Raw genomic sequence first — 12,756 nt, forward strand, 5'->3', positions numbered from 1 at the left:
GCTCAATCCTCATCGCTGGCGAAAAAACGCAAAATGTAGACAAACAAATTGATGAAATCAAGGTAAATATTGACGACAATCATCGGGATATCCGCTTCCGTAAAGCCATAGCGGGCCAAACGGTTGATGTCGTAAATCGTAAAGCCAAGGAAAATCAAAATCCCCAAAGCAGCGATGCCCATTTGCCCGACGCTTGAGAATGGGATGAACCATTGGATGATCAACAAGCCAAGGAGCGCAAACGCGCCAAGCATCAAAAACCCACCGAGGAACGAAAAATCTTCTTTCGTTCTCGCCGCGTAAATGGCAACGCCGGAAAACGATACAACGGCCAACGCAAACGCTTTGAACACGGCCGCCGCGCCAATGACGGACATGTAATAGCCGATGAGCGGATAGAGCGTCGCCCCCGAGACAAACATAAACGCAAACATCAGCGGATAGCCGACCGCTTTTTTCACGCGGGCGAACATCATGACCAACAGCAGCACAAGTTCAAGCGCGTAAAGGGGCAAATACAGGCCAGCCGGCACCCATTGCCCGGCATACAGCCCCGCCGTCGCAATGGCCAGCGCCGCTAAAAAGGAAACCGCCAACTTCGCCACTGGGCTATGCGGACGATAAACAGTCGAATGGTTCATGACAACCCCCTCCTTTTTCTTTCTAGTTTAGCATATATTTGTTTCTTGTCACAGCCCTTTCTTTTTGATTGACGCAGACGGCATGGACCGTCCACCATGATGGATGGTCCATCGTTCGATCCATTGAAACCAGCGGGCGGCAAACCATTTTTTCAGCACCGGTGGAACGACAAGCAAAATGAAAAAAATGCGGAACATTTGATAACTTGTCACAACAGCAAGATCGGCATGCGCCTCCCGCGCCAAAATCCCCATTTGATCCATGCCCCCCGGCGCCAAAGCGATGAACGCTGTCAAATACGGCACGCCATGCAAAACCGTTAAGACAAATGCGGAAGCCATGGAAAACAAAATGAGCGCAAGGCCGGTGGCCATCGCGGCCAGCACCGCTCTTCCTTTTTCCGCGATGCGGGCCGGTTTCAGCATGACGCCTAGGTAAGCCCCCATCGCAATTTGCGCGATATCCAACAAAGGAGCAGGCAAAGGCGGCGCCGGCGCCCCGGCCATGACCAGAGCCGATGTTCCGATGATCGGGCCAAGCAAATAGGCAGTCGGCAGTTTGATGCGCCTTCCGATGATCGCGCTGGCAACCGTGACGATCACATACAGCCAAACAAGACCGACGCTCCAATGCGCCTCTTGTCTGCTTTCTGCGCCCGTCCCCGCCTCAGCGCCGCCGGAAAAGAACGGGCTTAAGGCGATGAGGGGGACGAGAAACACAACGCCCATCAGGCGCATGACTTGAAAAAACGTGACAGTCGTTGCATCGACACCGTCGAGCTCTTCGCCCAACACAAGCATTTGCGACAATCCGCCGGGGATGCTGCCGGTGACGACCGAACGGAGCGGAATCCTTGTCCATCTCGCGACAAGGCAAGAAACAAAGAAACTAAACAACAAAATCAACACCGTCGCCAGCAACATCACCGGCAATTGCCGGCCCATCTCCACAAGCGTTCCTACCGTCATCGATGCCCCTAGCGTGTAGCCGATCGGAATAAGCGCAGCGTTGCGAATGCCGGCCGGCCAATACAACGTTCCCTTCCAAAAACGGCCGACCAAAAGCAACGCGGCTGCTGGACCAAGCATCCAATGAAGCGGAATGCGGAACAAAGCGAAAATAAAGCCGCCGAGCGCCCCAATCACCAGCGTCAACGCGATGCGCGCCATGTTGTTCCACTTCTCTTGTCTTTTCGAGACCAAGCGAACACCTTCTCTCTTCCTTTCGCAACGACTTTCACCGAATCAACCATTCTCTGTTCTCTCCCTCATGCACATAGCGAAAGACTTCAGCCGTCCATCGTCCATACATCGTCAATACACACAGCGATGAAACCGTGCCAACAAGAAGAAAAAGATGGAAAAACAAAAAGGATCATTGGTATAATATTGTCTGATTTATCAAAAATGGAGGAATTCGAAATGGTTCATGAAATCCGTCTCTGTTTTTATCATTCCGACCATGACGCAACGCTGCGCTCGTTCGATCTGCCAAAAGAACAGCAACAATTCACCGCACTCCCCGCTGAGGCGCTCAACGCATGCGCCAAGGAACAAGAAAGAAAGCCGATTGTCATCCTTCATCAAGAACGACCGGTCGGTTTTTTTGTTCTCCACACCGGCAAACAGATCCGACCGTTTACCGACAATCCGCGGGCCGTGCTGCTTCGGTCGTTTTCCATCAATTATCGAGAACAAGGGAAAGGGTTCGCCAAGCAGGCGCTCGCTTTGCTGCCAGCCTTCGTCAACACCCATTTTTCCGATATCGACGAAATTGTGCTTGCTGTCAATGAACGAAACGTTGCAGCACAGCGATTGTACTTGACTGCCGGTTTTATCGACAGCGGACGGCGGCGCGAAGGAAAAAAGGGGCGACAACTGTTGCTCTATTATCCTCTTCCTGCAACCTAGGAGGCTGGTGAAAAACGACTGATTTCGCCGAACCGATTGTTTTCGGCCGAAAGAGAAGCGTTGATTTTGCAAGACTTCTCTATTTGAGAAAAAAGTCCATTTTCCAAGATTTTTCACTAAATCACCGGCCTTCTAGGAACGATCAAACAAAAGCATTCCTCTTTGTTTTGCAGAGAGGAATGCTTCCCTTCCCAATGAAAGGCAAGAAATCCTCGCTTTTTTCGTCGATCGACGTCCGCTTAATCGGCGAATAAATCGGAGGACAAATACCGCTCGCCGGAATCGGGCGCCATGCAAAGGACGCGTGCGCCTTTCGGGAGCTGTTTTGCCACTTTGATGGCGTAATAAGCGCTCGCCGCCGCTGAGGCGCCGACCAAAATGCCTTCCTTGGCCGCGAGCTGACGGGCCATCTGCTGGGCGTCTTCATCTTTAATCAAAAAAATGTCGTCGTAAATCGAGCGGTTTAAAATTTTCGGGATAAACCCCGGACCCGTGCCAGGAATTTTGTGCGGCCCCGGCTTCCCGCCCGACAACACAGGCGAACCGTACGGTTCAACGACGTAAATGCGCAAATTTGGGATGCGCTTTTTCAGTTCCTCCCCTGTTCCAGTCACCGTCCCGCCGGTGCCGGCGGTGAGCACGAACGCATCGAGCCGCCCATCAAAAGCCTCGTAAATTTCCACCGCCGTCGTATGGCGATGTGCATCCGGATTGGCCGGATTTTCAAACTGCATCGGAATAAAACTGTCAGGGATTTCGCTAGCAAGCCGGTTTGCCTCATCGATCGCCCCTTGCATCCGCTTCTCCGCCGGCGTCAAATAGACTTCGGCTCCGTACGCCTTTAAAATTTTCACCCGCTCCACCGTCGCATTGTCGGGCATCGTAATGATGCAGCGATACCCCCTGGCAGCGCACACCATGGCCAGGCCGATGCCAGTGTTGCCGGATGTCGGTTCGATGATCGTGCTGTTTCCAGGCGTAATTTTCCCTTCCGCCTCCGCACGGCGGATCATTTCCCAAGCGGGCCGATCTTTGACGCTGCCGCCCGGATTGAACGATTCGAGCTTTATGTATACCTCTGCCCCGTTTGGATCAGGAAGGCGGCGCAACTTGACAATCGGCGTGCCGCCGATCAAATCTAAAATCGAGTCATACAATTTCACGATCGTCCCCAACCTTTTGCAAAATAGTTGTTCGTCCCATTCATTATAAATGATTTTTCCTTTTTCATTCAAACAGTCTGTCCGGCCCGCAACACCAGGCGTTTTTGGATCGCTTTTCGCAAAAGGACGTTCATTTAAGCCGGATCGATTGCGATTTTTCCTCTGTTCTAGTCCGATATTCCCCCTTATAATAAAAAATAAACGATGGAAAGCGAGGTGGCTTTTTTGGCATCTGCGGCACAGCAGCTCGTCACCCATTTAGAAGCCCATTTGCCGAACTTTCTCGCCTATTGGCGGCAACATATGAAAATTGCCGACGATGACAAATACATCGATCATGTCGAACAAAACGGCTTAGCAGTGTTTGAGCTGGTCAAAGAAGCACTGTTGCGGTCGCTATCTAGCGAGACGGTCGAACGGTTAGCCAACAAAATCGCGAAAGAACGTGCGGAAATGAATGTCGGCATCGGAGCTCTCGTCTACAACGTCAACCTTGGGAGGCGGCTCGTCATCAACCACGCGCTCGCCGCTCCGCTGTCGGTCGACGAGCTGTCCCCGCTCATCGACCATTTGAACGAGCTGTTTGACCAATTTTTGTTTCATGTCATCACAAAATACAATGAGTTAAAAGAAAAAGAACTGCATGAAAAAAACGCGCTCATTGCCAGATCACATCAAGACCGGCTGACGCTGCTCGGACAAATGTCATCGAGTTTTGTCCATGAGTTTCGCAATCCGCTTACGGCTATTATTGGTTTTATTCAATTATTGAAGTTTGAGCATCCGCATCTTCCTTATTTAGACATTATCGACCATGAGTTGCAGCAGTTGAAATTTCGCATTTCGCAATTTTTGCATGCCTCACGCAAAGAAATTGTTGAAAGCGAAAAGGAAACGTTTTCACTTCACCAGTTGTTGGAGGAAATTATCGAGTTTTTATACGCCACGATCGTCGACAGCGATGTCGACCTTTCGGTGGCGATCGATGAATCCATACATATATTTGCCTATAAAGATCAGCTGCGCCAGGTGCTGGTAAACATTTTGCTCAACTCGATCGAAGCGGTGAAAGAGAGGGAAAAACCGCGGCGGATCAACATCGCCGCCCGTTGCCAAGACGGAAGCATCATCATCGAAATCGCCAACAACGGTCCGTCCATTCCGGCCGACATTGTGGAAACGATTTTCGAGCCGTTTTTTACGACAAAAAAACTCGGAACCGGCATCGGCCTGTACATTTGCAAAAAAGTGATTGAAGACCATGGAGGAGATATCTGCTGTTTATCCGATGAAGACATGACGACGTTTTCCATCCGCCTCCCTGCATAATGAACAGCGGAAATGGGCATGATGGATGAAAAAAGGTGATGCCGATGAAACCATTTTGGAAAGGCTGGTTGGAGCAGGCGGCAAGTGCCATCCGCGAATGGCTCGAGCGGGAGATGCATTCGTTCGCCGAGCTCGCTGCGTTCATCCGCCATCATCCGGATACCGTTCGACAAGAACGCACATGGCTTGGCTTGACGTACCGGTTCTACTCGCTCACGATAAACGGAGTGTCATTGAAAATGGAAACGAAAGTCGCCCGTGAAGGCAAGGAGCGCATTCTCTTTTTATCGGTCCATGCTCCGCGTACGAAAGCCGCTGTCTACCGCGCCTATGACGAAGACGGCGATTTGGCGGACATCATCGCCACTCCGCCGCTGTCCCAAAAAACCGCACCGGTTTGACCACGGTGCGGTTTTTTCATCATCATTTCGCGAAAAAGCCCCGTTTCCGAGCGAAACGAAAGAAGGAAGAAAGGTCAACCTTTCATGCCTTGCAGCCATTCTTGGTAGCATTCCGGACAAAGCGCTTCCTCGCGTTCTTCACCGTTCGTATGGAACGAGACGTAATGCACGTTGTCGTCGCACTCACATTGACAATAGAAGCACGTTTCGCTCATCGACTGTCCCTCCTTGTCCGTTAGTGTGGACAATCCGAGGAACGTCATTGCAAGGAAAATATGATCAACAAAGGATACTACCATCCGACCAACGTTCAAGAGCAGCTGCGCCTGGATTTGCAAGCAGCGCAGCAAGTGCTGTCTAGATGCAATCAAAACGTTTACCATATCTTGGACAGAAAAGCAGCTTATCGATTTTTCGACTGACGAGGGCCAGCCACAGGCTCGCCCTCGTCATGCCTTGGCGTAGCGGAAGACTGAACAACCATCCGCTTCCTAGACCCATACATGGGGTTGAAAGCGGTGTTGTTCGGTCTCCCAACAGTCGATCAAATGCTCGGCAAAAGCGGCAAATGTGAAAATTTCCAATTGCATCTGTATGCAATCGGTCGGCCGCTGAAGAAGAAAATGGGATTCGCCATGGCAAAAGGGGAATCCCATTTTTCATGATTTGTCCGTCAATCGCCCATCCTAACAACAAAGGAGGTGAACAGCGTGAAACGCCGATACCGAATATGGGCCGCGGCCAGCGCGGTTGTTGCTCTACTCGTTGCCGCAGCCGCCTTGGGGCGACCGGCTCTAGAAGAAAACGCCCCGGCTCCACCGCGGCTGAAGCCGTTTGACGCCGAGGTCGCACCCACCCATCCAACCGTTGTCGCCTTAGACAGCTTAAGCGCAGGCGAGCAGCTGAAACAGCAGTTGAACAAGCACCCGCGCATTCGGGAAATCCTCCATAATCGCCGCGGTGACCGAAGCCATTATTTCGCCAATGAGATCGTCGTCCGCTTTCGGGCATTGCCATCGGAAAGCCGTCTTCAACAAATAGAGGCAGCCATCGCCGGCCAGCTCATCAAGCAGGTCGACCACGTGTTTGTATTCCGTTCGCGCGGGCAAACGTACGAAGAGATGCGCCGCTATTTCCGATCCCTTCCGATGGTTAATTATTGCGAACCGCACTACATTTACATGCAAAATGAGTGGAACAAGCCGGCGCTGATCCCGAACGATTCGTTTTACGCCCGCTACCAGTGGAACTTGCCGGCCATTCATACTGAAGACGGCTGGACGCTGTCGCGCGGCAAGCGGAATGTGCCTGTCGCCATCATTGACAGCGGGATCGATTTGACCCATCCCGATTTAATCCGCCGCCTTGGTCCCGGATACAACGTATTGGCCGACGACCGCTCTCCGAATGACGAAAATGGCCATGGCACCCATGTCGCTGGCATTATCGCCTCACAGCCGAACAACGGCGAAGGAGTCGCCGGCATAACATGGTTCAACCCGATCATGGCCGTCAAAGCATTAAATGCGGACGGCTATGGAACGAGCATTGATGTAGCGAAAGGAATCCGCTGGGCGGTCGACCACGGGGCAAAGGTCATCAATTTAAGCCTTGGCAACTACCAACCGTCCTCGGTGCTTGAGGAGGCGATCCGCTACGCCGACGCCCATGATGTCGTGCTTGTCGCCGCTTCCGGCAACGACAGCACATCGCAGGCGAGCTTCCCAGCCGCTTATCCAGAAGTGATCAGTGTTGGCGCTGTCAACCCGGATCTTTCCTATGCGCTTTATTCCAACTACGGCGACTATGTGGATGTCGTCGCGCCTGGAACGAACATTGCCAGCACGTTTACCGGGCACCGGTACGCCGCCCTTTCCGGCACGTCGATGGCCGCGCCGCACGTCACCGCGCTCGCCGCTTTGATCCGCTCCGTCAACCCGCGGCTTTCGAACGATGAAGTGCGCGACATTATTCTCGAAAGCGCTGACGATTTGGGAGAGAGAGGGAAAGATCCGTATTACGGCTATGGGCTGATTAACGTCTACCGCGCACTCGAGCTGGCTAAGCGATAACCGATGCTCCTTCCGCCGATGGCATTGAGGAACTCGTCGCTGGAAACGGTCAAACGAACAAAATTCTCACCTCCTATATGAACGATGCTAAAACTTCCCAGAGCATAAAGCAGCAAACAGCCGGAAACGGCGCCTTCGATGCCGCATTCCCATAGAGGAGCGCCTATCTGCTGAAACGAAAAACGATGGGGATTCGGGCTATACCCCCATCGTTTTTTCGCGCGTCAACATCGTCGTCACCGCCCCGACGACCGTGACAACGACAAGCGAGTGGACAAACGGCACTGAGTCGATGATCATGCTCCCAGCTGAAATAATGCAGGCGTCAATGACAAAAATGATGATCCCGACGTTCCAGTTCGTCCATCTAGCGATAAACTGGGCGAGCAGGTCTGTTCCGCCCGTGCTCGTCTCCTCGCGCAGCATCAAGCCGATGCCCGCACCGACGAGCATCCCGCCGATGACCGCGCTTGGAAGCGGATCCAACACCACCACGCCGCGCAAAACGGACAATACGTCAATCATCCATGAGGAAAATAAAAGTCCGTGCAAGCTGTTGTAAAAAAACGGGCGGTAGTAAAACCATGCGGCTGCATAAAGCGGAACGCTTAAGACGATCATCGTCAACCCAGCATGAACGTGCCACACGTATTTGGCGATCAGCCCGAGCCCGATCATCCCCCCATCAAGCAAATGGTGAGGGACTAAAAAGACGTTGATGCCAACGCCAAGAAGCAGACTGCCGACCATCACCGCCGCCATTTTTTTGATCATCACGAAACCCCTCCGCCACGGCTTATCTCAACGAGCCAACATGCCTCCATATATATGTATATGGCGCCCCTTGACAGGGCTTGTCTCTTTTTTGCCGCATCGCGGAGGAAATGGCTAGTCACGGACGAAATACAAAAATAAGAGGCCAGGCCTCTATGCCCAACCTCTTATTTTTGCGCTTTTGTCGTCTCGTCATCGTCGATGATGCCTTTTGTCGCATTCTTAAATTCGCGCAGCGTTTTCCCGGCCGCTTGTCCTAACTCCGGCAGCTTTTTCGGTCCGAAAATGAGCAATGCGAAAAAGACGATGAGCGCAATTTCTCCAAACCCAATGTTCATGTTGGTCACTCCAATGTTCAAGCGTCGTTTCTTGAATCATTATACCATAGAAGAACGGACGGTGTCATCGTCTTTCCCTTGACAAAACGGCGACAATTCGCACATCTCTCATTGTTCCTCAAGCAGTCGCACCGGTACGTCTTGTTCGTGTTCCGGCTCATCGGTGAAATAAACGCGAGCCATTTCGCGCTCATCATCGACGTGCTGAATCACCACTTGTTTCCCTTTATACATCACCGGAACGATCTCCCCGGCTTCAGCCATTCGCTTCGCCCGCAACAGTTCCATTTACTTCCCTCCTTTCGCACTGTCCTCCGCCTGCGCCCGCAAGCTTTTCCAAAACAACTCGTCGCTGCAGACGATCTCATGAAGCTCGCCTTCGTCTCCTTTGGCGTTGATGATTTCAAGCAGCTTCGTCATATCGCCCATTTCGCGCCGATCGTTTTTCACCGAATCATCACCTTTCTTTGTCAAACTGTGGCATGGACAGCCGCTTTCCGGCAGCGGCAGTTTCGGCAGTTGACTCCCCCAAAAAGAAGAAGTATGATTCGAATTGGTGTGTACAGAAAGGAGGAAACACTATGAAGGAGCGGGACTATTATTTTGACAACGCGAAATGTGCGCTCATGCTCCTTGTCGTGTTTGGCCACTTTCTGCGCCCGTACATTGACGGCGTCTTATGGGTGCACAGCTTGTATACGTGGATTTTCTTTTTCCACATGCCGGCGTTCATTTTCATTTCCGGCTATTTCGCAAAAAAATTCCATGAGCACGGCTACTTGCAAAAAATCACGAAAAAATGGCTCATCCCGTACGTTCTGTTCCAGCTGCTGTATTCGATCTACTATTTCTTCCTGTATGACAAACAGTCGCTGGAACTTGACTTATTGACCCCGCATTGGAGTTTATGGTTTTTGCTCAGCCTGTTTAGCTGGAACGTGCTGCTGTTATGGTTCGGCCGGCTGCCAAAGCGGATCGCATTGCCGATGGCGCTTCTTCTCGGCTTGACCGGCGGCATGATGGAAGCGGAAAAATGGCTGAGCTTGTCGCGGACGCTCACGTTTTTCCCGTTCTTTTTGCTTGGATTTTTCTTTCAAAAGTCGGCGATCGAGCGCTTGTTTGCCGCCCCAGTGCGCCTCGTTTCGCTATTTGTGCTTGTTGGCATGTTTTTCGTCATCCATTTCGGTTTTCCGGATTTGCCGCAAGATTGGCTGTACGGCTCGAAATCGTACGATACGCTCGGCGTCTCGGAACCAGCCGGCATTGCGAGCCGCCTCGCCATTTATGGGGCGAGCCTGCTCATGATGTTTGGCTTTCTGTCGCTCATCCCGAGCCGTCGCTTCTCCTTTTCCGTGCTCGGGGCGCGCACGTTTTACATCTATATCTTGCACGGGTTTATTTTAAAATATTTGCACGAAACGCCATTCCCAGACTTTATTATGGATGTGCACGGCTATCCGCTTCTGCTTGCACTGTCGGTTGCCATGATGCTCATCCTTGGAAGCAAACCGGTCGTCCGACTCGTGCGGCCGCTGTTGGAATGGCAATGGCCGAACTGGCGGCAGACAACGACCTAGCCGTCAAAAAAGAAGGTGTCCCGAAAATCAACGGGACACCTTTTTCCATTTATGGCGCTTTTCCTACAAGGGGAAACCGACTTTTTCATTCAGCGCGTGCGGGCTGCCCGCACCGCTTCCGCTAAGGCGGCGGCCGCCGCCTTTGGCGACGGAGCCGAAGCGATGGCGCTGATGACGGATACCCCATCCGCCCCGGCTTCCACAACGGTTTTGGCGTTCACAGCGGTAATGCCGCCAATGGCGACGATTGGAATGGTGATGCCGGCTTCACGCAAGCGGCGGAGAACATCCGGTCCTTGCGCTTCCTTTGCATCCTCTTTCGAACTGGTCGGGTAAATCGGGCCGACGCCGAGGTAATCGGCGCCCGCCTCAACGGCCGCCATCGCTTCTTCGACGTTGTGCGCTGAGACGCCCAAAATTTTATCGCCGATTTTTTCCCGCACGCGCCGCGCGTCCTCATCGTCTTTACCGACATGGACGCCGTCGGCATCAATGGCGAGGGCCAGCTCGACGTCATCGTTGACGATAAACGGCACCCCATAAGCGCGGCAAAGGCGCTGCAGCTGCCGGGCGAGCGCCTCTTTGTCCGCCCCTTTTAAAGCGCCCGGCCCTTTTTCACGGAATTGAAACAACGTCACACCGCCGTCAAGCGCTTCTTTCAGCACATCGGCGGTCGGACGTTCGCTGTTTTGGCTTCCCATAATGAAGTAAACAGCCAGCCGCTCCTTCATTTCGCCGCTCGCGATGCGCGCCATCGTTCTCACTCTCCGTATTGGCGGTACGCCCAATGGTTCGTCGGCCCATGGCCTTGGCCGATGCCGAGCGGGTGGGCAATCGCCGATTGCACAAACGCCTTCGCCGTCGCGACAGCGTCGACAGGATGCCGCCCTTTCGCCAGCTCAGCGGCGATCGCCGCGGCAAATGTACACCCCGTTCCGTGCGTATGGCGCGTGTCAATTCGCTTGCTTTTAAAATAGGAAAATTCGCTGCCGTTATACAGCAAGTCAACGGTTTCTTCGCCATCATCGTCATGGCCGCCTTTCACGACGACATAGCGGGCGCCCATCCGGTGCAGACGGCGCGCCGCTTCGCGGCGGTCATCCATCGTGCGGATGACAATGCCCGTCAATGCTTCCGCTTCCGGAATGTTCGGCGTAATGACAAGCGCCAGCGGCAACAGTTCTTCTTTCAGCGCCGCCACCGCCTCTTCTTGCAGCAGCGGGGCGCCGCCTTTCGCGATCATCACCGGATCGACGACAAGCCGCTCCCAGCCGTGTTTTTTCACCTGTTCGGCCACGGTGCGGATGATATCGGCGCTAAAAAGCATGCCGGTTTTCACCGCATCCGCGCCTAAATCGGCGGCCACCGATTCGATCTGGGCGGCGACGGCTTCCGCCGACAGCGGAAAGACGCCTTGCACGCCAAGTGTATTTTGCGCCGTCACCGCCGTGATCGCTGACATGCCAAAGACGCCGAGCTCCTGGAACGTTTTGAGATCGGCTTGGATGCCGGCGCCGCCGCCGCTGTCCGACCCGGCAATCGTCAACGCTTTGTACACCATCGTGTTTCTCCTCCCCTTTTACCGTTGTTCCACCCGGCCATACCGTTTGACATCATCGACGCTTGTATACGCCAACGCGTCCAAAAACGCCGTCTGGAAGCTGCCCGGTCCGCGCTCCCCGGCTTTGGCCGCCGCCTGCTCCGCTGCGACGCCGTAATACACAAGAGCGGCCACCGCCGCTGCCGCCGCATCGCGCTCCACGGCCGCAAACGCTCCGACAACCGATGTCAGCAAGCAGCCCGCTCCGGTCACTTTTGTCAACAACGGATGGCCGTTCTGAATCAGATACGTCCTCTGTCCGTCCGCAACGACGTCCTCTTTTCCAGTAATCGCGACAACGGCGCCGAGCTGCTCCGCCGCCCGTTTGGCCAATGCCACTCGATCGCCGCTTCCTCCGCCGGCATCGACTCCTTTAATCGCCCACGCCTCACCGATCATATGGGCGATCTCCGCCGCATTGCCACGGATCACGGCGAGCTTGACCTGTCCCACGATGCGGCGCGCCGTCTCCGTCCGGTAACGCGTGGCCCCGGCCCCGACCGGGTCGAAAATGACCGGCACGCCGGCTTCATTGGCCGCCTGGCCGGCGACAAGCATCGCTTCCACCTCTTTGTCATTCAACGTCCCAATATTGAGGACAAGCGCTCCAGCGAGCTGCGCCATCTCGCCCACTTCCTCTTTCGCATACGCCATCACCGGCGAAGCGCCGAGCGCAAGCAGCCCATTTGCCGTAAAATTCGTCACAACGACATTCGTGATATTATGGACGAGCGGATTCTCCTCTCTTACCCGCTCGAGCAGTTCCACCCATTCATGCCAATTGGCCATTTCCGGTTTCTCCCCTTTCCAAGCCTTTTCGCCGGCCATACTCTGACTTTCGCCGTATTTTCGGCCAATGGAATGATCCATTCTCCCCATCCATCAGTCTACTCTTTCTTTTTTTGAATTGCAAGACAAAGAAAAAAGGCGGCCGCCAAAGCGCACTTCCC

The 12,756-nt window shown here is 53.7% G+C and carries 16 protein-coding genes; 5 read left to right on the top strand and 11 right to left on the bottom strand.

What is annotated here, in order from left to right; all coding sequences use genetic code 11:
• Nucleotides 1-2: 2 nt before the first annotated feature.
• A complete protein-coding gene (locus B9L19_RS10785) occupies nt 3-641 on the bottom strand; it encodes a Bax inhibitor-1/YccA family protein (RefSeq protein ID WP_025950063.1) in 639 nt (212 codons plus the stop codon).
• A 48-nt stretch (nt 642-689) separates the two neighbouring features.
• A complete protein-coding gene (locus B9L19_RS10790; RefSeq protein ID WP_082131192.1) occupies nt 690-1,844 on the bottom strand; it encodes an AbrB family transcriptional regulator in 1,155 nt (384 codons plus the stop codon).
• A gap of 219 nt (nt 1,845-2,063) precedes the next feature.
• On the opposite strand from B9L19_RS10790, the gene B9L19_RS10795 reads away from it, so the two are divergent.
• Nucleotides 2,064-2,552 (top strand): GNAT family N-acetyltransferase, encoded by a 489-nt coding sequence (locus B9L19_RS10795; protein ID WP_047753202.1) that lies wholly within the window; start codon nt 2,064-2,066, stop codon nt 2,550-2,552.
• Between the two features lie 239 nt (nt 2,553-2,791).
• Here B9L19_RS10795 and cysK read toward each other — a convergent pair whose 3' ends face one another.
• The gene (gene cysK, locus B9L19_RS10800; protein WP_089114006.1) at nt 2,792-3,715 is read right to left on the bottom strand and encodes a cysteine synthase A; all 924 of its coding nucleotides are present in this window, start codon (nt 3,713-3,715) and stop codon (nt 2,792-2,794) included.
• A 225-nt stretch (nt 3,716-3,940) separates the two neighbouring features.
• Here cysK and B9L19_RS10805 point away from each other — a divergent pair, with 225 nt between their 5' ends.
• Entirely contained in the window at nt 3,941-5,044 is a 1,104-nt protein-coding gene (locus tag B9L19_RS10805) for a sensor histidine kinase (protein WP_025950067.1), read from the top strand.
• 44 nt (nt 5,045-5,088) lie between these two features.
• Entirely contained in the window at nt 5,089-5,445 is a 357-nt protein-coding gene (locus B9L19_RS10810; RefSeq protein WP_025950068.1) for a hypothetical protein, read from the top strand.
• A 74-nt stretch (nt 5,446-5,519) separates the two neighbouring features.
• Here the strand turns inward: B9L19_RS10810 and B9L19_RS19065 are convergent, their stop codons facing one another.
• Nucleotides 5,520-5,660 (bottom strand): hypothetical protein, encoded by a 141-nt coding sequence (locus tag B9L19_RS19065; RefSeq protein ID WP_167372780.1) that lies wholly within the window; start codon nt 5,658-5,660, stop codon nt 5,520-5,522.
• A gap of 495 nt (nt 5,661-6,155) precedes the next feature.
• On the opposite strand from B9L19_RS19065, the gene B9L19_RS10815 reads away from it, so the two are divergent.
• The gene (locus B9L19_RS10815; RefSeq protein ID WP_047753208.1) at nt 6,156-7,517 is read left to right on the top strand and encodes a S8 family peptidase; all 1,362 of its coding nucleotides are present in this window, start codon (nt 6,156-6,158) and stop codon (nt 7,515-7,517) included.
• A 198-nt stretch (nt 7,518-7,715) separates the two neighbouring features.
• Here B9L19_RS10815 and B9L19_RS10820 read toward each other — a convergent pair whose 3' ends face one another.
• The 4 genes from B9L19_RS10820 to B9L19_RS10835 all read right to left on the bottom strand — a co-directional run bounded on the left by B9L19_RS10820 (nt 7,716) and on the right by B9L19_RS10835 (nt 9,079).
• Nucleotides 7,716-8,291, bottom strand: a complete 576-nt coding sequence (locus B9L19_RS10820) for a YitT family protein (RefSeq protein ID WP_047753209.1) — start codon at nt 8,289-8,291, stop codon at nt 7,716-7,718.
• Between the two features lie 167 nt (nt 8,292-8,458).
• Nucleotides 8,459-8,629, bottom strand: a complete 171-nt coding sequence (locus B9L19_RS10825) for a twin-arginine translocase TatA/TatE family subunit (RefSeq protein ID WP_011231011.1) — start codon at nt 8,627-8,629, stop codon at nt 8,459-8,461.
• 108 nt (nt 8,630-8,737) lie between these two features.
• The gene (locus B9L19_RS10830; protein WP_011231010.1) at nt 8,738-8,917 is read right to left on the bottom strand and encodes an H-type small acid-soluble spore protein; all 180 of its coding nucleotides are present in this window, start codon (nt 8,915-8,917) and stop codon (nt 8,738-8,740) included.
• Complete coding sequence (locus B9L19_RS10835; RefSeq protein WP_172643502.1) at nt 8,918-9,079, bottom strand: hypothetical protein; 162 nt, start codon at nt 9,077-9,079, stop codon at nt 8,918-8,920.
• A 131-nt stretch (nt 9,080-9,210) separates the two neighbouring features.
• Here B9L19_RS10835 and B9L19_RS10840 point away from each other — a divergent pair, with 131 nt between their 5' ends.
• Nucleotides 9,211-10,206: an acyltransferase family protein gene (locus tag B9L19_RS10840; RefSeq protein WP_025950071.1), complete on the top strand. Its 996-nt coding sequence runs from the start codon at nt 9,211-9,213 to the stop codon at nt 10,204-10,206.
• A gap of 89 nt (nt 10,207-10,295) precedes the next feature.
• On the opposite strand, the gene thiE is transcribed toward B9L19_RS10840, so the two are convergent.
• Genes thiE through thiM form a run of 3 tightly spaced genes read right to left on the bottom strand, consistent with a single transcriptional unit; the run spans nt 10,296 to nt 12,595 of the window.
• Entirely contained in the window at nt 10,296-10,961 is a 666-nt protein-coding gene (gene thiE / locus B9L19_RS10845) for a thiamine phosphate synthase (RefSeq protein ID WP_089113938.1), read from the bottom strand.
• A gap of 5 nt (nt 10,962-10,966) precedes the next feature.
• Nucleotides 10,967-11,767, bottom strand: a complete 801-nt coding sequence (gene thiD / locus B9L19_RS10850) for a bifunctional hydroxymethylpyrimidine kinase/phosphomethylpyrimidine kinase (protein WP_025950073.1) — start codon at nt 11,765-11,767, stop codon at nt 10,967-10,969.
• An 18-nt stretch (nt 11,768-11,785) separates the two neighbouring features.
• On the bottom strand, nt 11,786-12,595 hold the full coding sequence (thiM, locus tag B9L19_RS10855; RefSeq protein WP_047753213.1) for a hydroxyethylthiazole kinase: 810 nt from the start codon (nt 12,593-12,595) through the stop codon (nt 11,786-11,788).
• Nucleotides 12,596-12,756 lie beyond the last annotated feature (161 nt).

This window comes from Geobacillus thermocatenulatus (assembly GCF_002217655.1).
GTDB classification, from domain to species: Bacteria; Bacillota; Bacilli; order Bacillales; family Anoxybacillaceae; genus Geobacillus; species Geobacillus thermocatenulatus.